Source organism: Xanthobacter sp. AM11 (genome assembly GCF_047444035.1).
Lineage (GTDB): Bacteria > Pseudomonadota > Alphaproteobacteria > Rhizobiales > Xanthobacteraceae > Xanthobacter.
Genome location: NZ_JBLAOA010000001.1, coordinates 1,345,433 through 1,367,772 on the forward strand (window position 1 = coordinate 1,345,433; position 22,340 = coordinate 1,367,772).

Sequence of the window (22,340 nt, forward strand, 5' to 3'; positions counted from 1 at the left end):
CAGCAGGCGAAAGCGGGTGAGGGACTGTGCCGGCGCGTATTCTGATCGTCGAGGATGAGGAGCCGCTCACCCTTCTGCTCCGTTACAATCTGGAGTCGGAAGGCTACGGCGTCGAAAGCGTCGGCCGCGGGGACGAGGCCGAGACCCGGTTGCGCGAAAGCGTGCCGGATCTCGTGATCCTCGACTGGATGCTGCCGGGCCTTTCAGGCATCGAGCTGTGCCGGCGCCTGCGCACACGCCCGGAGACCGAGCGCCTGCCGGTCATCATGCTCACCGCCCGTGGCGAGGAGACGGAGCGGGTGCGCGGTCTCGCCACCGGCGCGGACGATTATGTGGTGAAGCCCTTCTCCGTGCCCGAGCTGCTCGCCCGGGTGCGGGCCCTGCTGCGTCGGGCCAAGCCGGAGCATGTGGCCACCCTGCTGCGGGCCGGCGACATCGAGCTGGACCGCGAGACCCACCGCGTGCACCGCGCCGGCCGCGAGGTGCATCTGGGTCCCACCGAATTCCGCCTCCTGGAATTCCTCATGCAGAGCCCTGGCCGCGTCTTCTCCCGGGAACAGCTGCTGGACGGCGTGTGGGGCCAGGACGTCTATATCGACGAGCGCACCGTGGATGTGCATGTGGGCCGCCTGCGCAAGGCCATCAATCGCGGCCGCCAGTCCGATCCCATCCGCACCGTGCGCGGTGCCGGCTATTCCTTCAACGAGATGTTCGCCCGCGCCCATTGAGCGGGCGCGCCCGGGCGGCGTCGCCCGGTGGCGGGCTCCGGCGCGGCCGATCAGCCCGAGCGGCCGGCGAGGATGCCCAGCGCCTGCCGCGCCGCCCGCTCTCCGGCCACCCAGGCGCCGCCCACTGTTCCCCAGAGGGTTTCGTGGGCATGTTCGCCGGCGAACAGAAGCCGGCCACTCACCACCTCCGTGAACGCCCGGCGCATGTTGCCGAACCCCGGCAAAGCGCAGGAGAAGGCGCCCAGCGCGAACGGCTCCCGGGTCCAGCGAGTGGCGTGCACCCGGCCGATCCGGGCCGCCATGTCCGCCCCGAACTCGCGGGTCAGCGCTTCCTTGAGGAAGGCGGTTGCCGCCTCGGCCGGCGCTTCGGCAAGGCCTGCCGCCGTGTCGCCTGCCACTTCGAGCATATGCAGGTCGCCGCCGCCGATGCGCGCCCGCAGGGCATAGGCGTTGGTTCCCTCCAGCTTGAAATAGATCATTTCGTCCGGCGAAAGCCCGAGCGGGTTGCGCGGCAGCTGGAAGGCGATGTGATCATAGGCGCCGAGGGTGATCTTCTCGATGGCCGTGCGGTAGCGCTGGGGCAGGCCGGGGAGCACGCGCAGCTTGCCGGCCGCCAGCAGGCTCGGCGGCACGGCGAGGATGACCACCCGGCCCAGCACGGTGCCCCGGTTGGTCTGCACCGCCACCAGCCGTCCGCCCAGATCCACCGAGCGGGCCACCGTCTCCAGCCGGACGGTGAGGGGCCGGGCCAGCCGGGTCACCAGCGTTCCCACGCCCTGCCGGCACACCTCCTCGCCGTCGCGCTCCTCCGCCCGGGAGGCATCCACAGTGGACACCTGGCCGAGCCCCTTGGCGCAGGCGAGCGGACCCACCACGAAGCGCGCGCTCGCCGACCATGGTCCAAGATCCGGCAGCACCCGGGAGGCGGGCAGGTCCCGTCCCGCATCCCCGGCGGCGCCGATGGCCCGCTCCGCCCGGCGGACGGTGGCGATGAAGTCCTCATAGTCGCTGTCGCTGGCCTCTCGCCCGCTTTGATAGAGCCTGCCGCCCTGGGGCGCCCGATGAATGTCGAGCCCATCGGCCCGCCCGAACGCCGCCATGGGCCGCGCCGCCGGCAGGTAAAGGCGCGTGGCGCCCATGTCGAATGGAACGCCAAACACCGCGGTGTCGGTGACCGTGCGCCCGCCCACATGGGCGGAGGCTTCAAGCAGGGCATAGCTGCGCCCGGCCTCCGCCACCCGCCGCGCCGCGGAGATGCCCGCCGTTCCGGCGCCGATGATGATGACGTCGGCCTCGCTCTGCTGCCCCAGCGCAGCGGCGGCGCCGAAGGGCAGGGTGGCGAGGGCCGCGCCGCGCGCGAGCAGGCGGCGGCGGGTGAGGGGGGTATGGCGCGGGTCGGTCACGGGGGAACGGTAGTGCGGGATCGGCTCCGGCTCAATCGTCCGGGCCATGAATCCGCCCGTGCTGCACCGGGCCTGCGCCGCCGGCCGCCGTTCAGCTTCGCCGGTCCGCCACGAACCGGGCCGCCTGCGCCAGCAGGGCGCCGCGCGTGCCGAAGGGGGTGAGGGCGGCGGCGGCATCGTCCACCAGGCTCGCCAGGAGGGCCCGCGCGGCGTCGAGGCCCAGGCGGGACACCAGGGTCGCCTTGCCCGCCGCGGCGTCCTTCCCCACCTTCTTGCCCACCTCCTCGGCGGTGCCCTCCACGTCGAGGATGTCGTCGGCGATCTGGAAAGCGGCACCCAGCGCCCGGCCATAGGCGAAAAGCGCGGCCCGCGCCTGCGCGTCCGCGCCGCCGAGGATGGCGCCGGCCTCCACCGAAACGCTGAGCAGGGCGCCGGTCTTCATGGCCTGCAGGTCGCGGATGGCGGCCTCCCCCAGGGCCAGCGGGGCGCCGCCCGAAAACCGCCCTTCGGCGGCGAGGTCCAGCATCTGCCCGCCCACCATGCCGCCGATGCCCGCCGCGCGGGCCAGGGCCCGCACCAGGGCGATGCGCGCCGCCGGGTCCGCATGGGCATCGCTGCCGGCCAGGAGATCGAAGGCGAGGGTCAATAGCCCGTCCCCGGCCAGGATGGCGGTGGCCTCGTCGAACGCCTTGTGCACGGTGGGCCGGCCGCGGCGCAGGTCGTCATCGTCCATGGCCGGCAGGTCGTCATGGATCAGCGAATAGCAATGGATGCATTCAACGGCGGCGGCGGCCGTCACCGCGGCCTCGGGGGCGACGGCAAACAGCGCCGCGCTCTCCAGTACCAGGAAGGGCCGCAGCCGCTTGCCGCCGCCCAGGGCGCCGTGGCGCATGGCGGCCATGAGCCGTTCCGGCCGCAGCCGCTCGCCGGGGAGGGGGGCATCGGCGAGGGCGAGGGCGAGGCGGGCCTCAGTGGCGGTCGCTGCGGCGTCGAGACGGGCAGCCAGGGAAAGCGTCACCTTCGCACCTCGGGCGGCAGGAGAAGAGAACGCAACGGCGCGGGCGCGCTGCCGTTGACGGGGCCATTGCGGTGCCTCAACCAGGGTGGAAGGTCAAGCCGCCGGGTGCCGGGCTCGTGCGGCTGCAGGGGAGGGCAGGGGATGGTTCGTGTGGTGCTGCGCATCGTGCTCGTGCTGGCGGTGATCCCGCTGCTCCTGTCCCTTGCCTATAATGTGGTGAACCCCGTCTCCACCCTGATGCTGGCCCGCTGGATCACCGGCGCGCGGGTGGAGCGCGTGTGGACCCCCATCGAGGCCATGTCGCCGGCGCTGGTGCGCACCGTCATCGCCTCCGAGGATGCACGCTTCTGCTTTCATCCCGGCGTGGACATTGCGGAGATGCGCGCCGCCATCGAGACGGCGGACGACATCGAGGAAACCCGCGGCGCCTCCACCATTCCCATGCAGATCGCCAAGAATCTCTTCCTGTGGCCGGGCCGGGAGCTGATCCGCAAGGCCATCGAGATCCCGCTGGCGCTGTGGCTCGACCTGGTGGTCAGCAAGCGGCGGCTCATCGAGATCTATCTCAACATCGCCGAATGGGGCCCGGACGGCGAGTTCGGGGTGGCGGCCGGGGCCCGCCGCGCCTTCGACCTCCCGCCGTCGCGGGTGGATGCGCGGCAGGCGGCGCTGCTGGCGGTGATGCTGCCCAATCCGCACCGGCGCGACGCGGGCAACCCGTCCGTGGGGGTGCAGCGGCTCGCCTCCCGGCTCCAGGCGCGGGTGCCGCGGGAGGGGCCGGAGCTCACCTCCTGCCTCGGTCCGCTGCGGGGAGACGGAGCAAGGCCTTGATTGTGCCGCGGAACGGCGCCACATGAACGAAAGCCCCCTTGCCCGCGCGGCCGGGACCCGATCCTTCCTCCCACCGGCCCGAGAGATGAGCGACACCACTGTTCCCGCCCGCCCGAAGATGAGCCCCTGGCTGAAGATCGGCCTTGAGCTCGGCCCGCTGGTGCTGTTCTTCGCCGCCAATGCCTATGGCGGCATCTATGTGGCCACCGGGGCGTTCATGGTGGCCACCCTCGCCTCCCTCGCGGCCATGTGGGTGCTGGCCCGGCGCATTGCGGTGATGCCGCTGGTTTCGGCGCTGGTGGTGATGGTGTTCGGCTCCCTCACCTTGTGGCTGCAGGATGATCATTTCATCAAGCTGAAGCCCACCATGGTGAATGCCCTGTTCGGCGCGCTGCTGCTGGGCGGGCTCGTCTTCCGCAAGCCGCTGCTGCCCTATGTCTTTGACGGAATGGTGCAACTCACCGACGAAGGATGGCGGGTGCTGACCATCCGCTGGGGGGTGTTCTTCCTGGTGATGGCGGTGGTGAACGAACTGGTGTGGCGCTCCTTCTCCACCGACACCTGGGTGGCCTTCAAGACCTTCGGCTACCTTCCGCTCACCTTCGCCTTCGCCATGCTTCAGGCGCCCCTCATGGCGCGCCACGAGCTGAAGGGCGAAGACAGTTGACGCCGACCCGGGCGATCCGCATAAGCCGGTCAGAGGGTGCGGAATGCTGACGAAAAAGGGAAAGTACGGCCTCAAGGCGGCGGTCCATCTGGCGCGCCTGCCGCCGGGCGGCTCCACGCAGGTGGCGGATATCGCCGAGGCCGAGCAGATCCCGAAGAAGTTCCTGGACGTCATCCTGGGCGAGCTGCGCAACGCCGGCTTCCTCTCGTCCAAGAAGGGCAAGCTCGGCGGCTACCGCCTCGCCAAGGCGCCGGAAGACATCGTGGTGGGCGAGATGATCCGCGCCCTGGACGGCCCCCTCGCCCCCTTCCCCTGCGCCAGCCGCAACGCCTATGAGCCGTGCGAGGATTGCGACGTGGCCACCTGCGAGGTGCGCCTGCTGATGGTGCAGGTGCGCGACGCCATCGGCACCGTGCTCGACACCTACACCCTCGCCCAGATGCGGGACCTCTCCCGCGAGGCCCTGTCCTCCTTCGTGGACTATATCTGATCCCCGCGCCCGGCCCGCCCTATTGCTGGGCGGCGAGGAAGGTGCGGAAGCGCGCCAGCGCCACGGCGAAGAACAGCATTCCCATGCCGAAGGTGGCGGCAAAGCGCGGCCAGACCGTCTCGATCCCCGCCCCGCGATACAGGATGGCCTGGGCGAAGGCCACGAACTGGGTGGAGGGCGAGGCCTGCATCGCCGTCTGCAGCCAGCGCGGCATGCTCTCCAGGGGCGTGAAGCCGCCGGACAGCATGTTCATGGGCAGCACCACCAGGAAGAACAGCAGCCCGAACTGGGGCATGGAGCCGGACAGGGTGCCGAGGAAGATGCCGAGCGAGGCGGTGAAGAACAGGTAGAGCGCGGTGCCGGCCAGGAACAGGGGCACCGAGCCGGCGATTCCCATTCCCATCCCCCATTTCAGCACCACCACGATGCTGAAGGCCGCGCCCACCAGGATCACCGCGCCATTGGCCAGGATCTTGGCCAGCATGATCTCGGACGGGCGCACCGGCAGCACCAGCAGGTGTTCCAGCGTGCCGTGCTCCCGCTCGCGGATGAGGGCGGCACCGGCCAGCAGCACCGAAAGCATGGTGATGTTGGTGATGAGCCCCATGGTGCCGGTGAACCAGGAGGATTCGAGCCCCTGATTGAAGGCGATCCGCACCTGCAGTTCCACCGGCGTGGCCACGCCCTCCCCGTGCCGCAGCACGAAGCGGTTCACCTCCTGCTGGAAGATGGCGGCGATGTCGTTGGCGCCGACGCCGGCCTGCATCAAAGCGGTGGCGTCGATGAGCAACTGCACCGAGGGGTCGCGCCCGGCCAGCACGTCCGCCTGGAAGTTGGGCGGAATATCGAGCACGAAGGTGTAGCGGGCCGCGTCCATGGCCGGGTCCACCTCCTGCGGGGCGAGGGGCACCGGCTCTTGGAAGCGCGGCGGCAGCAGGGCGTCCAGGAGGGCGTTGGAAAGGGCGGAATTGTCCTCGTCCACCACGCCCACCGTGGCGCGGTTGAGGTCGTGCTTGATGCCCGTCGCCTGCAGCACGATGGCGATGGTGAAGGCGTAGACCACCAGCACCAGAAGGGACCGGTCGCGCCACAGGCTGATGAGCTCCTTGCCCATGAGGTGGCGCACATTGGCGAACCTGGAGCGTCGCCGGGGCGGGGAGGGGGGCGCCGTCACCGGTGGCGGGTCGATGGCCATCTCAGCGCTCCTGCTTGCCCAGCATGAGCCAGGCGATGGCGAGCAGCGCCGGCCAGAAGGCGGCGGTGGCGAGGATGAAGGGCGCCAGTTCGGAGAAGTCCAGCCCCTTGGTGAAGGCGCCCACGCTGATGCGCATGAAATAGGTGGTGGGAAAGAAGGTGCCCAACATCCAGGCCCCGCCTTCCAGCGTCGCCACCGGCTGGAGCATGCCGGAAAACTGGGTGGCCGGCATCATGGTGCCGATGGCGGTTCCGAACAGGGCGGCCACCTGGGTGTTGGTGAGGGTGGAGGAGACGAGGCCGATGGCAGTGGAGGCGAGCACATAAGCGAAGGCGCCCAGCGCCAGGCCGGCGAAGGAGCCCTTCAGCGGCACCCCGAACAGGAACAGCGCCATCAGCACCAGGACGAAGAAATTGAAGAAGGCCACCGCCACATAGGGCGCCTGCTTGCCCAGCAGGAACTCCAGCTTGGTGACGGGGGTGACATAGAGATTGGTGATGGAGCCCAGTTCCTTCTCCGTCACCACGCCCAAAGCGGTGAGGATGGCGGGAATGAAGATGAGCATGAGCGCGATATTGGCCGGCACCATGGCATCGACGCTGCGGAACGACTGGTTGTAGCGGTAGCGCATTTCCAGGCTGGCGAGGGTGGTGATGGCCTGCCCGGCGGCCTGCGCCGCATCCTCCAGGAACAACAGGTGCACCGCCTGCACATAGCCCTTGATGGTTTCGGCGCGGAACGGCATGGCGCCGTCGATGGTCACCAGCACCTCGGTGGCCTTGCCCTCCCGCAGGTCCGCGCCGAATTTCGGCGGCAGCTCGATGGCGAAGGCGATGGCGTTGGATTTCAGCCGCCGGTCGAGGTCGGCCGGATCGGAGAGGGCGGGCTCCACGACGAAATAGGGGGAGTGGGCGAAGCCGTCCACATAGGCGCGGCTCTCCGGCGACTGGTCGCGGTCGAGCACGGCAAAGCGCAGGTTGTCCACGTCGAGGGTGATGCCGTAGCCGAAGATCACCATGAGCAGCGCCGTGCCCAGCAAGGCGAAGGCGAGGCGTACCGGATCGCGCCGCAGCTCCAGCGCCTCGCGCCAGGCATAGGCGCCGAGGCGGCGGGGGGAGAAGGCGGCCGGCCGCACCGGCGCCGCCGCGGCCGGGGGCACGTGGGCGTCGGTCTCGGCGGCGCGCCCGCCCATCTCCATATAGGCGATGAAGGCTTCTTCGAGGGAGGGCGCCCCCTTGGCCGCCTGCAGCTGCGCCGGCGTGCCGGTGGCGATGACGCGCCCGGCGTGCATGAAGGAGATGCGATCGCAGCGCTCCGCCTCGCCCATGAAATGGGTGGAGACGAAGATGGTGACGCCCTCCTCCCGCGAGAGGCGCTGCAGGTGGTCCCAGAAGCCGTCCCGCGCCACCGGGTCCACCCCCGAGGTGGGCTCGTCGAGGATCAGCAGCTCCGGCTCGTGCAGGATGGCCACCGCCAGCGACAGGCGCTGGCGAACGCCCAGCGGCAGGCCCTCGGACAGATCGTCGAGGTGGGGTGAAAGGTCGAACTGCGCCACCAGCATTGCGATGCGCGCCGCCGCCGCCGCGGGCTCCAGGGAGAACAGGCGGGCGTGCAGCTCCAGATTCTGCCGCACGGTCAGTTCACCGTAGAGGGAGAAGGCCTGGCTCATATAGCCGACGCGCCGGCGGGTCTCGATGTCGGCGGGGTCCACCGGCACGCCGAACAGCAGCGCCTCCCCCGAGCTGGCCGGCAGCAGGCCGGTGAGCATCTTCATGGTGGTGGACTTGCCGCAGCCGTTGGAGCCGAGGAAGCCGAAGATCTCGCCGCGGCGGATTTCGAAGCTCACCTGGTCCACCGCCACGAAATCGCCGAAGCGCCGGGTGAGGGCGCGGGCGGCGATGGCCACCGGCGCGTCCGCCGCCAGCGGGGCGGGCGCCGCGCTGCCGTCGCCGTCGCCCCGCCGGTCCGCGGGCAGAAGCGAGATGAAGGCGCGCTCCAGGTTCGGCTGGCCGGTACGCGCCAGAAGCTCCGCCGGGCTGCCGTCGGCGAGGATGCGCCCCTCGTCCATCATCACCACGCGGCCGAAGCGCGCGGCCTCCTCCATGTCGGCGGTGGCCACCAGTAGGGTCAGGCGCGGCCGCTCGGCGCGGATGGATTCGACAAAATCCCAGAACTGGCGGCGGGACAGGGGATCGACGCCGGTGGTGGGCTCGTCCAGCAGCAGCAGGTCGGGGTCGTGCACCAGGGCGCAGCACAGCCCCAGCTTCTGCTTCATGCCGCCGGAGAGCTTGCGCATGAGCCGGTCGGCGAAGGGGTCGAGCCCCGTGGCGGCGAGCAGCGGGGCGACGCGGGCGCCCTTGGCCGCGGCATCCTCCCCGAACAGCCGGGCGAAGAAGGCGATGTTCTCGGCCACCGAGAGGTTGGGATAGAGGTTGCGGCCCAGCCCCTGGGGCATGAAGGCGATGCGCGGCTGCACCGCTTCGCGGGCGCGGCGGTTGGACAGGTCCGCGCCCAGCACCTCCACGGTGCCGGCCTGGATGCGCTTGGCGCCGGAGATGAGGCCGAGCAGGGTGGACTTGCCCACCCCGTCCGGCCCCACCAGCGCCACCGAGGCGCCTTCCGCAATGGCGAGGTCGAGACCCTCCACCGCGGCCACGCGGCCGTAGCGGTGGCGGATGCCGGCAAGGCGGATGGCGTCCGGGCGCGCGTCCTTGGCCGGCGCCATGGTCACTGCGCCGCCTCGCGCACCAGGTCGGACTGGAGCCAGGACGGCCATTGCGCCTGGGGATCAAGCCGCACATAGCCCACGCCGGTGACGCCGGTCTTCACCTGCTCCAGGTATTTTTCCACCAGCGGGCGGGCGACGCGCAGCTTCACGCGGAACATCATGCGGTCGCGCTCGCGCTGGGTCTCCACCTGCTTGGGGGTGAATTGCGCCCGGGCCGAGACGAAGGAGACCGCGGCCGGCACGGCGCGGTCGGGCAAGGGCTCCAGCAGCAGCCGGGCCTCGGCCCCCAGCGCCAGGGCGCCGGCCTCCGATGCCGGCAGGAAGATGGTCATGTACACGTCGGACAGGTCGATGAGGGTGAGCACCTTGCCGCCCGCGCCCAGCACTTCGCCCGGCTCGGCGAGGCGGTAGATGACGCGGCCGGACTTGGGCGCCACCAGCGTGCCGTCGGCCACCATGCGGGTCAGCCGGTCCACCTCCGCCTCGGCGGCGCGGATGGCGGATTCGCTGGCGGCGAGGCTGCTTTCCGCCGCCGCCAGCGCGGCCTGGGCGGTGAGCTTGGTGGTGCGGTATTGATCCACCTTCTGCTCGGTGGCGAAGCCCTTGGCGACCAGGGTCTCCTGCCGTTCCAGCTCCTTGGCGGCGAGGTCCAGCTCGCCCTTGCGCTGCTCCACCACATGGGTGGCGGTATCGCGCGACTGGCGGGCCTGGCTGGCCTGCGCCTGCGCCGTGCGCAGGGCGGCGGCGGTCTCCTCCACGTCCATATGGGCCACCACCTGGCCCTGGCGGACGAAATCGCCTTCCTCCGCCAGTACGTCGAGCACGCGGCCGGCGGCCTTGGTGGCCACATCCACCTCGGTGGCCTCGATGCGGCCGTTGCCGGAGGCGAAGCCCGGCGGCAGGGCGCGGCTGCGGGAGGCGAGATACCAGGCGCCCGCCCCGCCCGCCGCCGCCACGGCCACGATGAGGGCGATGATGACCAGCGTGCGCTTCATGGGCAGGACCCCTTTCGAGGGCAGGGCATGCCCGCGCGGCAGCCGGCCATGGCCGCTCTCCCGCGGGGCGTCGGGAACACTCCCGTTGGTCGCATAGCTAGGTGCGGTGCCGCAATAGGGCGTTGATCGAGGTCAAGGGCGGAGGCAGAGGCCGGGCCGGACCCTACGGCAGGGGCAGGACGTGGGAATATTTCACCTGCTCCAGGGCGAACGAGCTTTCGATGGAGGCGATGCCGTCGAGGCGCGTCAGCTTCTGCTTCAGGAAGCGCTCATAGGCATCGAGGTCGGCCGCCACCACCCGCAGCAGATAATCCCGCGGGCCGGTCATGAGATAGCATTCCAGCACTTCCGGCCAGTTGCGGATGGCGGCGGAAAAGCCGTCCAGCGCTTCCTCCCGCTGGCGCTCCAGCTTGATGGAGACGAACACGCTCACCGGCAGGCCCGCCCTGCGCTGGTCCAGCACCGCCACATAGCGGGAGATGAGGCCGGCGTCCTCCAGCGCCCGCACCCGCCGCAGGCAGGGGGAGGGGGAAAGCCCCACCTCCTGCGCCAGATCGGCGATGCTCATGCGCCCGTCGCGCTGCAGGGCGGCGAGGATCTTCCGGTCTATGGTGTCGAGGCGCATGTTTCCACTCTTTCCTGCCGCTCCTCTGGCAGAATAAGCCCCAAACGCTCCGACGGTAAGGTCGAATTGAGCGAACCTGCCCCGGCAGCGACGCTATGCTGATGCCGCAAGCCCCTGCGGGCTGAGCGCAAGCCCCTGCGGGCCGCGCCGAAAGCCCCTGCGGGCGATGGCCGGCCTGCGGCCCGGACGGGCGGTGAACGCCCGCAGATGCCCCGTGGACACGCCGAGGAAACCGCCATGCCCCCCGTTGCCCCGCCCTCCTCCCCGCGTGCCGCCTCCCCCGGCGCGGCGGATCTCGCCCTGCTCGCGGAGCTGGAGCGCAAGGTGTTGTGGCTCGCCAGCTGGACCATCCACAACGCCAACCATGTCCGCCCCAATTCCGACGGGCTGAAGGTGGGCGGCCACCAGGCCTCCTGCGCCTCTCTCGCCACCATCATGTGCGCGCTCTATTTCCATGTGCTGCGGCCGCAGGACCGGGTGGCGGTGAAGCCCCATGCCAGCCCGGTGTTCCATGCCATCCAGTATCTGCTCGGCCGGCAGACGCGGCAGCGCCTGGAGGATTTTCGCGGCTTCGACGGCGCCCAGTCCTACCCCTCCCGCACCAAGGATGTGGACGATGTGGACTTCTCCACCGGCTCCGTGGGCCTGGGCGTGGCGCAGACCCTGTTCGCCAGCCTGGCGCAGGATTATGTGCACGCCCACGGCCTCGCCGGGGACCGGCCCAAGGGGCGCATGATCGCCCTGGTGGGCGATGCGGAGCTGGACGAGGGCAATGTCTTCGAGGCCCTGCTGGAGGGCTGGAAGCACGAGGTGCGCAACACCTGGTGGATCATCGACTACAACCGCCAGAGCCTCGACGGGGTGGTGCGCGAGGGGCTCTACGAGCGCTTCACCGGCATTTTCGAGGCCATGGGCTGGCAGGTGGTGGTGCTGAAATACGGCGCCCTCCAGCAGGCCGCCTTCGCCGAGCCCGGCGGCGCCGCGCTGAAGCGCTGGATCGACACCTGCCCCAATGCCGAATATTCCGCCCTCGCCTTCCAGGGCGGCGCCTCCAGCGGCGGGGCGGCCTGGCGCAAGCGCCTGATGGACGACCTGGGCGACCAGGGGGAGGTTTGCGCCCTCATCGCCCGGCGCACCGACGCCGAGCTTTCAGCGCTCATGACCAACCTGGGCGGCCACGATTTGGGCGCCCTCATTGCCGCCTTCGACGCCATCGACCACGACCGGCCGGTGGCCTTCCTCTGCTACACGGTGAAGGGCTTCGGCCTGCCGCTCGCCGGCCACAAGGACAACCACGCCGGCCTGATGACCCCGGGGCAGATGGAGACGCTGCGCGCCGCCATGAAGGTGGGCGAGGGGCGCGAGTGGGAGCCCTTCGAGGGCCTGGCGCGCCCGGCCGCGGAGCTTGAGGCCTTTCTGGCCCGCGTGCCGTTCGCGCAGGGCGGAGCGCGCCGTTTCGCCGCGCCGGCGCTGGGGGTGCCGGCGCTGGCGCCCCCGCCCAATCCGGCCTTGTCCACCCAGGCCGGCTTCGGCCTCATCCTGCAGGACCTGGCCAAGGGCGACAGCGCCCTGGCCGACCGCATCGTCACCACCTCGCCGGATGTCACCGTCTCCACCAATCTCGGGCCGTGGGTGAACCGGCGCGGGCTGTTCGCCCATGAGGCGCTGGCCGACGTGTTCCGGCGCGAGCGCATTCCCTCCACCTTCACGTGGGAGTTCTCGCCCAAGGGCCAGCATGTGGAGCTGGGCATCGCCGAGATGAACCTGTTCCTCACCCTTTCCGCCTTCGGGCTCAGCCATTCTTTGTTCGGCGCGCGCCTCGTGCCGGTGGGCACGCTCTACGACCCCTTCATCTGCCGCGGGCTCGATGCCCTGAACTATGCCTGCTACCAGGACGCCCGCTTCATTCTGGTGGCCACCCCGTCCGGCATCACCCTGGCGCCGGAGGGCGGGGCGCACCAGTCCATCTCCACCCCGCTCATCGGCATGGCGCAGGATGGGCTGGCCGCCTTCGAGCCGGCCTTCGTGGACGAACTGGCGGTGCTGATGGAATTCGCCTTCGATTATGTGCAGCGGGACGAGGAGGGCGCCGCCAACGAGCGCAACTGGCTGCGGGACGAGACCGGCGGCTCGGTCTATTTCCGCCTGTCCACCCGGCCACTGGAGCAGCCGCGGCGCAGCTTTTCCGCGGCCCAGCGCAGCGCCATGGTGGATGGCGCCTATTGGCTGCGCTCCCCTGGGCCCAATTGCGAGGTGGTGGTGGCGGTGCAGGGCGCGGTGACGCCGGAAGCCATTGCCGCCGTGGCCCTCATTGCCGAGGACCGGCGCGACGTGGGCCTTCTGGCGGTGACTTCCGCCGACCGGCTGAATGCCGGCTGGACCGCCGCCGCCCGCGCCCGCGAGCGCGGCATCACCGGCGCGCGCAGCCTTGTGGAGCGGCTTCTGGAGCCGCTGCCGCGCCACTGCGGGCTGGTGACCGTGATCGACGCTCACCCGGCGACCCTGGGCTGGCTCGGCTCGGTGGCGGGCCACCGGGTGCGGGCCCTGGGGGTGGAGCATTTCGGCCGCACCGGCACGCTGGCGGAGCTTTACGCTTATTACGGGCTGGACACCGCGGCCATCGTCGCCGCGGCGCAGGCGATTTCGCCCGGCCGGCCGCTGCGGCACCTGAAGGCGGTGTAGGGGACGGGCGCAAGCCGGCCGATGGGCTGCAGCCACGGCTTGTGGCCCGGGCTTGCGGCTCGGACTTGCGGCTCGGGCTTGCGGCTCGGGCTTGCAGTCTGCGGCCCGGTCTCGCTCGACCGTCCCGGCCGGCAGCCTGCGGTGGGCCGCCGGGGCAGAAGGGCCGCGGCGCATCACGTGACGTCTTGTCGTCGGCCCTGCTCTCCGCTAGAAGCGCAAAACCACACGCCCCGGCGCCCCGCGCCGTGCTCTGCGGAGAGGTGGCAGAGTGGTCGAATGCACCGCACTCGAAATGCGGCATAGGCGCAAGTCTATCGGGGGTTCGAATCCCTCCCTCTCCGCCATAACTAGTTGATTTTGAAAGATTTTCAAGATTTTTCGCACCCGTCCGAATAGTGCGGGAGGTTCAAAGGCATGTGCCGAGGCCCGTCCCGCAGCAAAGTGGAGAGACGCTGCCGGTACCGGAACCGGCTTGCATCACCCACCAATATCTCCCGAGGCCATTTTGGTGGTACGGTTTGCCCCGCGATGCTCTTCGCAATTCGTCGCCGACCGCCGGACCAGGAACGAAGAGCCCCGCTGGATGGCGGGGCGTGAGCCGATCGGATTCGGGTTGGTCGACGGGATCACCTGAAGCCGAGCGAGCGGCGTTGCTCCGACCAGTCCATCGGCAGGCGGGCCAGTGACAATTGCAGGGCGGAGAGTTCAATGGGCTGGTCCCCATCGAGGATCGCCTTGGTGATTTCAGGTGCGAGGAACCCCAGGCGGACGATGCGCGTGAAGTAGGATGGCGTGACGGCGCTCGCCGCGGCGAGTTCGGTGATGGACGTGCCATCGCCCTCAAGGATCAGATCCCGGAATCTTTGGGCACGGGCGAGGAGCCGCAGGAGGCTGTGATCGGGCTTGCGGTTCTGGTGGGCCTGCGGCGCATCGACGAGATGCCGCATCTCCATCCCCACCCGCTTCAGCGTCGCCGGGACCAATAAATTGAAGGTTTCACCGTCGTCGTGCGGATGGGGATCGGCATCACCACGGGCCAAGGCGAGGATGGCATCGCTGCGGATGGTGATGCTCACCGCGTCCGATATGACCACGATTTCCTTCACCAGCTGATGCAGACTGGCGATCTTCTCCGCCGGAGAAAGGCTCGGCCAGCGATGGGCAAGGTCGATGCTCCGGGCTACGAGCGCTCGACGCTCCTCCACATCCCGCGCCCGTGGCGCGATGAGGGTGTCCATGGCCGACGCATCCCCGAGGAGTTGAGTGATGCGCCTCTCGACGATGGCTTCGAGGTCGGTCGCCGGGATGCGCCGTGCCGAGCTGCGGCGACGCTTCGGTCCGCTGTCCCCATTACCGCCGACATCCTTCCGCCCGGCGATCAGGTCGTGGCTGACATAGTAGCGGTAGCGCCGCCCCTTCTTATTGGCATGGCTGGGAGTGAGCGGGATCCCGTCCTCGTCCCGGACGAGACCTGCGAGCAGGCTGGGAGCAGCAGCATCGGAGCGAACCGCCCGCTCCACCCGGTTCTCTGCGAGCAGCTCCTGCACCTTGTCCCAGAGGTCCTCGTCGATGATGGCTGCGTGCTGGCCGGGATAGATGATGCCCTTATGGCTGATCTCGCCGCGATAGAGCCGATTCTGCAGCAGATGGTAGAGCGCGCCGCGACCCAGCACTCCCCCACCGGTGACATTTCCCGTGGCGGACACATGGCGTTTGGCGGTGATCCCGGCGGCCGCCAGTTCCTCTCCCACCTCTAGGACCGATCCGAGCTGAACGTAGCGCTCGAAGATGTGTTGCACCGTCTGCGCTTCGGCTTCCACGATCTCAAGCTTGCGATCCCGGACCTCGTAGCCCAGCGGTGGTCGCCCACCCATCCACATGCCCTTGGCCTTGGAGGCCGCGATCTTGTCGCGGATGCGCTCACTGGTGACCTCCCGCTCGAACTGGGCGAAGGACAGCAGCATGTTGAGGGTGAGCCGGCCCATGGACGTCGTAGTGTTGAAGGACTGCGTCACCGACACGAAGGAGGCACCGACCGTATCGAACACCTCGACGATCTTGGCGAAGTCCCCGAGTGCACGCGTGAGGCGGTCGACCTTGTAGACGACCACCGTGTCGATGAGCTTGGCCTCCACATCAGCGAGGAGCTGCCGCAGCGCCGGACGCTCCATGGTGCCGCCGGAGAAGCCGCCGTCGTCGTACATCCGGGGCAGAACGATCCAGCCCTCCGCCTTCTGGCTGGCGACATAAGCCTCGCAGGCCTCGCGCTGGGCGTCGAGGGAGTTGAAGCTCTGCTCCAGCCCCTCCTCGGAGGATTTGCGGGTGTAGATGGCGCAGCGGACCAAGGAGGGCTTGGTGGTCGGCGCTCGGACGCCAGATCGCGAATTCCTACGCATCCCCAGTATCCTGCTCACCAGTCATGCGCGGCTTCGCCTTGTTGTGCCCTGTCGCCTTGCCTCCAGCGGCAAGCCCGAAGAAGCGTGGTCCCGACCAGTGGGCTCCAGTGATCCTCCCGGCAATGGCGGAGAGGGAGGTCCAAGTTCTGCCCTTCCAGAGGAACCCTCCATCGGTGACGGTGACCTCATGGGTGACGCCGCCCCATTCCCGCACCAGCCGGGCACCCGGCTTCAGGCGGGGCGCCTTGGCCCGGCGGATGTCGCCTGTGGTGGCGAGCGCTTCGGCCAGATCCCGCAGCTCTGCGGTGATGGCCTTCTTCAGGCCGCCGATGGCTTTCTCCTGAAGCTTCCAGGCGATGCCCAGCTCCAGCAGATCCCGCCGGACGCGGTCCGGCGGGGCCGCCCGGAACTGGCGTCGCCACTCTGCGGCAAGGCCATCGCGCTCCATGGTGCTGAGGGCTGCGAGGCGGGTGGGGAGGTCCGCGCAAAGGTCGACGTGAGCCGGAGACGTTGAGGCGCCTCCGGTCGGCCCTATAGAGAGGCCATCATCAAGGATGGTCAAGGATCAGCCCTCCTTCGCTTCGAGCCGGTAGGCCTTGCGGCCATCAGTGTCAGTGACGAGGGCGATCGGGAAGCCGCGCTGGCGGAGGCGACTGAAGGCGGCGCGGATGGTGTGTGCCTGCCAGCCGGTCGCATCCGCGAGTTCGTCGATGCCGGCGCCAGCAGGGTTGCCGATCCGGCCGAGCAGGGTGCCCAGCTTGCCGGAAGGCACCTTGGGCGTGGTCGGCGACGGGAGTGGCGCGGGCTCAGGCATGGGCCGAGAGGTGGTCTTCGCTTTCGCCTTCACCTTCACTTGGGCCTTGCGGGCAACGGCGACGGTGTTCTGCTGTTCAATCTTGGGTTGGGCAGGAGTGGTGCGGGTCCGGCGAGTCATGTTGGGTCCTCGGTGGGCGAGACGCAGCATGCGTCCGCTTGCACCACCCCGAGCCCCGGACCGCTTAGGTTCCAGGGCTCATCCGCGACCGGGCTCCCCGCCGTCGCAACCCACTACTGCTTCCTTGCGCAGGGAAGTCCAGCCGAAACCGAAGGAAAAGCTGGTTGTCTCCGCGTCGGGCGGAAGAGCGACAAGAATCCCTAACGGGAAGGTCTGACCGATTCCGTTGAAAAAGTCTGTGTTGCTGCGGGCTCGAAGTCCTGATTCAGTTGTCCTCATGGATGGAGGGCAGGCCGATGATGGGCGAGCGAACGGGGGCGCAGGAGGCGCTGTTCTACGAGTTCAGCCTCGAACGCCACGTTCCTGCCGGCCACCTCGTGCGCGCCATCGACGGGTTCGTTGACCTCTCCGGCATCCGGGCGCACCTTAAGCCCTTCTACAGCGAGACCGGCCGGCCCTCGATCGACCCCGAGCTGATGATCCGGATGCTGCTTGTCGGCTATTGCTTCGGCATCCGCTCGGAGCGGCGGCTGTGCGAGGAGGTCCACCTCAACCTGGCCTATCGCTGGTTCTGTCGGCTCGGCCTCGACGGCCGCGTGCCGGACCACTCCACCTTCTCCAAGAACCGGCACGGCCGCTTCCGTGACAGCGACCTGCTGCGGCACCTGTTCGAGACGGTGCTGCAGCGTTGCCTCGCTGAGGGGCTGGTCGGCGGGGAAGGCTTCGCCGTCGATGCCAGCCTGATCAAGGCCGAGGCCAGCCGGCAGAAGGGTGTCGATGGCAAAGCCGGGCTGTCGCCCGAGGCGGCCGGCCGCGCGGTTGAGGAATATCTCGCCGTCCTTGACGATGCGGCCTTCGGCGCGGCCACCGAGGTCACCCCGAAGTTCCTCTCGCCGGCCGATCCGGCCGCCCGCTGGACCGGAGCGCACGGCGGCCAAGCCTTCTTCGCCTATTCCACCAATTATCTGATCGACGTGGACAACGCGATCATCGTCGACGTCGAGGCCACCACCGCGATCCGACAGGCCGAGGTCCTGGCGGCGAAACGCATGATCGAACGGTCGATGGAGCGCTTCGATCTTTATCCGGCACGGCTGATGGGCGACAGCGCCTATGGCTCCGCCGAGATGCTGGCCTGGCTCGTGCACGAGCACGGCATCGAGCCGCACGTCCCGGTGTTCGATAAGTCGGCGCGCCGCGACGGCACATTCAGCCGCGCCGACTTCGCCTACGATCATGTTCGGGATCTCTACACCTGTCCGGGCGGCAAGGAGCTGCGCCGGTATCGCCGCCGCTTCAGCGTGACCCGCGACAGCGTCGATCCACACGGCTTCATGCGCTACCGCGCGGCCAAGTCCGACTGCGGCGTCTGCGTGTTGAAATCGCAGTGTTGCCCAGCCGAACCCCCACGCAAGGTGTTGCGGTCGATCCATGAAGGGGCCCGCGACATGGCGAGGGACATCGCCGCTACCGAGGCCTATGTGACATCACGGCGGCAGAGGAAGAAGGTGGAGATGCTGTTCGCCCACCTCAAACGCATCCTGAAGCTCGACCGGCTCCGCCTGCGGGGCCCGAATGGCGCCCGGGACGAGTTCCACCTTGCCGCAACTGCCCAGAACCTCAGGAAGCTCGCCAAGCTCATGCCGCGTGGAGAACGAGCGGCTGCGGCCTGAGGAGAGAGGCTCGTCTGCGTGCAAAAAAGACTGATCTCGCCACGCCGCCGGCACAGGGTTTTTCAACGGAATCGACCCCATACCGGACGCTCAGGCACGCACTGCTTCTGGCGCTGGGCTGAAATTCCTCGATGCGGCCCATGTGAAGGACCTTCTGGCGGCCCGCACGCGCTTCATCCCGAAGTCTGTTCTTCCGAATTTCGAGCATGTGTCCTGGCCGAAGGCCTGTCCAGAGGATGTAAGGACCGGCGCGGTCCCGAATGTGAGGATCGACGTTGGGGCCCGTTTGCGCGGCATGTGGCAATAGCGGCGGAAGATCCCGCATTCCTGCACAGGGCATCGGATATTGTCGCATCGGGTGACCGCGAAAGTGTGCTCCTGGTGAGCCCGAACTCTCCCTAGGGACTGGGCGCAATGCGTCCGCACCTCGCCGCCGCGCTTGGAAAAGTTCAGGACTGATCATCGTATCGCGCTGAAGTACAACCGGAGGTGTGGGGCGACGCCCCACACCTCCGGATGATCGTCTTAGGCCGTTTGGATGGTGTCATTTAGTGTCGTCATTGACTTGAATATGTTTGACCAGGAACTCAGTTACCCTGCCATCTGCATGAATGCTTTTAGACATTAAGGGAAGCTTCAAGTCTGGACTGAAAATCATAGTCGTAACATTTGTGTGGACGTCCCACATGGTTTTGTTGGCTCGCCTAATCTGAACCGTCGGATATGTACAGCCGTCGACTTGAGTGCTAGATCGCCCCATTATTTCTTGAATAGATGTAAAGATATTCACTAGCGCTCCATCAGACAGTATTGATACCACAAATTGGCCGGAGCTGAGTCCGACATGGTTGCCTGGTTCGTAGGTATAATTAAATACTTTCAAACCTGATTGTGCCTCTTGAATACGCAATCCATTGTCCGCGTAAACGACATCGCCCGTCACGTTTCCGCTTGCGTCATAGCTGATCAGGTGCACCGTGCCATCGGCATTATATGTTGCAGCTTGGTAACGGCCACCCGCCAGATCCAGCCTCAGAGTCGTGCCAGGTCGAGGACCCGCGATGCAGGGCGCTGCCGCCAATTTTTCGCAGCTCAGCGCAATGAGAAAAAAGGCTATTGCCAAAATCGGGGTTGCTATGACCCATTTAGGCCTCGTTTCTTTTATCTCACACATGACAGAAACGCTCCGTTCGGTGTCTGCGGGCATTCTAACCGATTTCGGTCTGTGGAACACGGAAAGCAGACGACGTCCAGGTAATGCCTCGGCAAGACGCGATGATTGTGATTGCTGAATGGACTTGATAAAATTCTCACCTACTCGCTTGATTGCGAGGAGCTTTAAATGATCGATGCGCGCTCCACATGGCCGCATATATCTCGAAATTCAAAATGTCTGAGACGCGCGGCGATGCGAGTGAAATCAATCGCTTGCGTGTCTCGAATTATAATCTCATAATGCATACATGATCATCGGCTATGCGCGCGTATCTACTGACGGACAGACGCTAGACAGCCAGATCGAACACCTCAGGACAGCAAACTGCCAGAAAGTCTTTTCTGAGACAGCGAGCGGCGCGAAGACAGATCGGCGCGAGTTGCGGCGCTGCATCGCCTCGCTCAAGGCCGGCGACGTACTGATTGTCGTGCGCCTCGACCGATTGGCGCGCTCCACGCGCGATCTGCTCAATGTGCTGGCTGAAGTGAGCGAGCGGGGCGCCGCCTTCCGCTCCCTGTCCGATGCATGGGCTGACACCACCACGCCCCACGGAAGGCTCATGCTGACGGTGCTCGGCGGCTTGGCGGAGTTCGAGCGCGAACTGATCAAGACCCGAACCGGAGAAGGCCGTATTCGCGCCAAGGCGCGGGGTGTCAAGTGAGGTGGTCCCCGAAAATCGGACAGGGAGTTAAGCTTGGTTCGGCCTGACGGAAGGACGAGCCCGATGACCGGGAAGAGGAAGCGATATTCAGCTGAGTTCAAGGCGAAGGTGGCCCTGGAGGCGCTTCGCGGGGAGCAGACGGTGGCGCAGCTGGCGGCGAAGCATGGCCTCCACCAGACCATGATCAACGCCTGGAAGAAGCAGGCCGTCGAGGGGATGGCCACGGTGTTCTCCGGCAAGGCGGAAGCCGCCGACGCCGCCCGCGAGGGCGAGATCGACCAGCTCCATGCCAAGATCGGCCAACTGGTGGTGGAACGGGATTTTTTGCGTCGGGCCTCCGGTCGCTGAGCGTGGGGGCGAGACGCGACATGATCGAACCGGATCACCCTCAGTTGCCGATCACGCGCCAGTGCGCCCTGGTCGGCATCAGCCGGTCGGCCTTCTACGGCGGCCCGCGGACCGAAGGCCCCGAGACCCTCGCCGTCATGCGAGAGATCGACGGCCAGTTCCTCGAGACGCCCTGGTACGGCTCGCGGCAGATGGTCCGCCATCTGCGCCGGCAGGGACATGAGGTCGGGCGCAAGCGCGTGCGGCGCCTCATGGCCCGCATGGGGCTGGCCGCCATCTACCAGCGGCCGAAGACCACAGTGCGGCACCCGCAGCACCGCGTGTTCCCCTATCTCCTGCGGAACATGGCGATCGACAGGCCTGACCAGGTCTGGTGCGCCGACATCACCTACATCCCGATGCGGCGTGGCTTCCTGTACCTGGTCGCCATCATGGACTGGCACAGCCGGAGGGTTCTGTCCTGGCGGCTGTCCAACACCATGGAGGCCGACTTCTGCATCGAGGCATTGGAGGAGGCCTTGTCCCGGTTCGGGCGGCCGGGCATCTTCAACACCGACCAGGGCAGTCAGTTCACCAGCCCGCGGTTCACCCAGGTGCTGCTGGACGCCGGCGTGCGGATCTCCATGGATGGCCGCGGCCGGTGGATGGACAACGTGTTCATCGAGCGCCTCTGGCGGTCGCTGAAATACGAGTGCATCTACCTCAACGCCTTCGAGACCGGCTCCGAGGCCCGGGCCGGCATCGGCAGGTGGGTCAGTTACTATAACCGCGCGAGGCCCCACTCGGCCCTCGGCGGCAGAACGCCGGAGGAGGTCCACACGGCCTGCGACGGCATCAACAAGGCGGCGTGACACACACCAGAACCAAGCTTAGCGAAGCCGCCAATCTGTCCGCCAAACCGGGACCACCTCATCTCCAACCCGCGCTACAGCCTGACGGGCAGACCACAATCCCCGATCCCGATCCTCCGACAGCCGCCTCTCGGCTACGTTGAGGTGTCCGTCCGCCTTGTCCAGGCGTTCGATGAGGTCTTCGAGGGGCGGAAGGTCTTGGTCCATGATGCAATAGCGTGAGCGGTCGGGGCACATAGAAAGGCGTGGCCCGCGAGGTAAGTCCAGTCCTTCTTCCTATGCGCGCAACGCGTCTCCGGACGGCGGTAGCGCATCCGAGAGAGCAGATCGGCAATTGTAAGTTCCTGCCATGGAAGCTCGATCTTCAGACCAGATCTACGCGCGGGGCGTACAGGTCCATGTCCTTAGACCACCACCCAATCATACTTCGGAAATATGCATCGGTATCCCGGAAAGGAGTGCTCATGTTGCGACAAACGGTAACTAATTCCCACAAAACGATCGGTCACAATCGGAATACGTCAATCTTGTCCCATTAAACCACAACCGCATCCCGTATGACGACAATCGGATCCCGGTTAATGACAATGCATTTTCCCTGCTATTGAGGCGAGTTCTCCGAGCGGCGCGAGCCAGGATGAACTGGAACATAAGCATATGGCTTTGAAATCAGGCGATATTATCGGAGCATCAGCTCTCGGCTGTTGGCCTGCACCGTTTGCGGTGATTGTTGGTATCAGGGAATTTTGGCGGAGACGGGTTCGTAGCGGACTGCGTCCACCGCCAGTTTATCTAGCTAAACATTTGAAAATGAAACGATATTTTATGTGGCGCTAAATCGTGCCCTAGCATCTGCCCCAGCGCATGCGTCGGCTCGCGGTGGTCCTTGGTGGACACAA

General features: G+C 67.5%; 18 protein-coding genes and 1 tRNA gene. 9 read left to right on the top strand and 10 right to left on the bottom strand.

Annotated features, from left to right (window positions below):
• Positions 1 to 26 precede the first annotated feature (26 nt).
• A complete protein-coding gene (gene phoB / locus ACI7BZ_RS06320; RefSeq protein ID WP_203194853.1) occupies positions 27 to 728 on the top strand; it encodes a phosphate regulon transcriptional regulator PhoB in 702 nt (233 codons plus the stop codon).
• Positions 729 to 778: 50 nt separating this feature from the next.
• Here the strand turns inward: phoB and ACI7BZ_RS06325 are convergent, their stop codons facing one another.
• A complete protein-coding gene (locus ACI7BZ_RS06325) occupies positions 779 to 2,179 on the bottom strand; it encodes a flavin monoamine oxidase family protein (RefSeq protein WP_414116338.1) in 1,401 nt (466 codons plus the stop codon).
• Between the two features lie 43 nt (positions 2,180 to 2,222).
• The gene (locus ACI7BZ_RS06330; RefSeq protein ID WP_414116339.1) at positions 2,223 to 3,149 is read right to left on the bottom strand and encodes a polyprenyl synthetase family protein; all 927 of its coding nucleotides are present in this window, start codon (positions 3,147 to 3,149) and stop codon (positions 2,223 to 2,225) included.
• Between the two features lie 141 nt (positions 3,150 to 3,290).
• Here ACI7BZ_RS06330 and ACI7BZ_RS06335 point away from each other — a divergent pair, with 141 nt between their 5' ends.
• From ACI7BZ_RS06335 to ACI7BZ_RS06345, 3 genes are all read left to right on the top strand, one after another.
• Positions 3,291 to 3,980 (top strand): biosynthetic peptidoglycan transglycosylase, encoded by a 690-nt coding sequence (locus tag ACI7BZ_RS06335; protein WP_414116340.1) that lies wholly within the window; start codon positions 3,291 to 3,293, stop codon positions 3,978 to 3,980.
• Between the two features lie 85 nt (positions 3,981 to 4,065).
• Positions 4,066 to 4,647 (top strand): septation protein A, encoded by a 582-nt coding sequence (locus tag ACI7BZ_RS06340; RefSeq protein ID WP_414116341.1) that lies wholly within the window; start codon positions 4,066 to 4,068, stop codon positions 4,645 to 4,647.
• Between the two features lie 43 nt (positions 4,648 to 4,690).
• The gene (locus ACI7BZ_RS06345; RefSeq protein WP_414116342.1) at positions 4,691 to 5,137 is read left to right on the top strand and encodes an RrF2 family transcriptional regulator; all 447 of its coding nucleotides are present in this window, start codon (positions 4,691 to 4,693) and stop codon (positions 5,135 to 5,137) included.
• Between the two features lie 19 nt (positions 5,138 to 5,156).
• Here the strand turns inward: ACI7BZ_RS06345 and ACI7BZ_RS06350 are convergent, their stop codons facing one another.
• From ACI7BZ_RS06350 to ACI7BZ_RS06365, 4 genes are all read right to left on the bottom strand, one after another.
• A complete protein-coding gene (locus ACI7BZ_RS06350) occupies positions 5,157 to 6,332 on the bottom strand; it encodes an ABC transporter permease (RefSeq protein ID WP_414116343.1) in 1,176 nt (391 codons plus the stop codon).
• 1 nt (position 6,333) lies between these two features.
• Positions 6,334 to 9,057 (bottom strand): ribosome-associated ATPase/putative transporter RbbA, encoded by a 2,724-nt coding sequence (gene rbbA / locus ACI7BZ_RS06355; protein ID WP_414119101.1) that lies wholly within the window; start codon positions 9,055 to 9,057, stop codon positions 6,334 to 6,336.
• A gap of 2 nt (positions 9,058 to 9,059) precedes the next feature.
• A complete protein-coding gene (locus ACI7BZ_RS06360; RefSeq protein WP_414116344.1) occupies positions 9,060 to 10,055 on the bottom strand; it encodes an HlyD family secretion protein in 996 nt (331 codons plus the stop codon).
• A 163-nt stretch (positions 10,056 to 10,218) separates the two neighbouring features.
• The gene (locus ACI7BZ_RS06365; RefSeq protein ID WP_414116345.1) at positions 10,219 to 10,680 is read right to left on the bottom strand and encodes an Lrp/AsnC family transcriptional regulator; all 462 of its coding nucleotides are present in this window, start codon (positions 10,678 to 10,680) and stop codon (positions 10,219 to 10,221) included.
• Between the two features lie 237 nt (positions 10,681 to 10,917).
• Here ACI7BZ_RS06365 and ACI7BZ_RS06370 point away from each other — a divergent pair, with 237 nt between their 5' ends.
• Both ACI7BZ_RS06370 and ACI7BZ_RS06375 read left to right on the top strand, forming a co-directional pair.
• Complete coding sequence (locus ACI7BZ_RS06370; RefSeq protein WP_414116346.1) at positions 10,918 to 13,362, top strand: thiamine pyrophosphate-binding protein; 2,445 nt, start codon at positions 10,918 to 10,920, stop codon at positions 13,360 to 13,362.
• Positions 13,363 to 13,616: 254 nt separating this feature from the next.
• Positions 13,617 to 13,706 (top strand) — tRNA-Ser (locus ACI7BZ_RS06375).
• Positions 13,707 to 13,988: 282 nt separating this feature from the next.
• Here the strand turns inward: ACI7BZ_RS06375 and ACI7BZ_RS06380 are convergent.
• The 3 genes from ACI7BZ_RS06380 to ACI7BZ_RS06390 are packed head-to-tail and all read right to left on the bottom strand — an operon-like array spanning position 13,989 to position 16,692.
• Positions 13,989 to 15,707, bottom strand: coding sequence for a recombinase family protein (locus ACI7BZ_RS06380; RefSeq protein ID WP_414116347.1), 1,719 nt, complete (start codon positions 15,705 to 15,707; stop codon positions 13,989 to 13,991).
• Between the two features lie 43 nt (positions 15,708 to 15,750).
• Complete coding sequence (locus ACI7BZ_RS06385) at positions 15,751 to 16,320, bottom strand: DUF2924 domain-containing protein (protein ID WP_414116348.1); 570 nt, start codon at positions 16,318 to 16,320, stop codon at positions 15,751 to 15,753.
• Between the two features lie 3 nt (positions 16,321 to 16,323).
• Positions 16,324 to 16,692 (bottom strand): DUF3489 domain-containing protein, encoded by a 369-nt coding sequence (locus ACI7BZ_RS06390; protein WP_414116349.1) that lies wholly within the window; start codon positions 16,690 to 16,692, stop codon positions 16,324 to 16,326.
• Between the two features lie 296 nt (positions 16,693 to 16,988).
• Here ACI7BZ_RS06390 and ACI7BZ_RS06395 point away from each other — a divergent pair, with 296 nt between their 5' ends.
• A complete protein-coding gene (locus ACI7BZ_RS06395; protein ID WP_414116350.1) occupies positions 16,989 to 18,365 on the top strand; it encodes a transposase in 1,377 nt (458 codons plus the stop codon).
• Between the two features lie 544 nt (positions 18,366 to 18,909).
• Here ACI7BZ_RS06395 and ACI7BZ_RS06400 read toward each other — a convergent pair.
• Positions 18,910 to 19,572, bottom strand: a complete 663-nt coding sequence (locus ACI7BZ_RS06400; RefSeq protein ID WP_414116351.1) for a hypothetical protein — start codon at positions 19,570 to 19,572, stop codon at positions 18,910 to 18,912.
• A 256-nt stretch (positions 19,573 to 19,828) separates the two neighbouring features.
• Here ACI7BZ_RS06400 and ACI7BZ_RS06405 point away from each other — a divergent pair, with 256 nt between their 5' ends.
• Positions 19,829 to 20,242, top strand: coding sequence for a recombinase family protein (locus ACI7BZ_RS06405; protein ID WP_414116352.1), 414 nt, complete (start codon positions 19,829 to 19,831; stop codon positions 20,240 to 20,242).
• A 63-nt stretch (positions 20,243 to 20,305) separates the two neighbouring features.
• Positions 20,306 to 21,441, top strand: a protein-coding gene (locus ACI7BZ_RS06410) for an IS3 family transposase (protein ID WP_414116353.1) whose coding sequence is annotated in 2 segments (ribosomal slippage) — positions 20,306 to 20,561 and positions 20,561 to 21,441 — 1,137 coding nt in all. Because the reading frame shifts where the segments join, the coding sequence is not laid out codon by codon here.
• Positions 21,442 to 22,340: the final 899 nt, after the last annotated feature.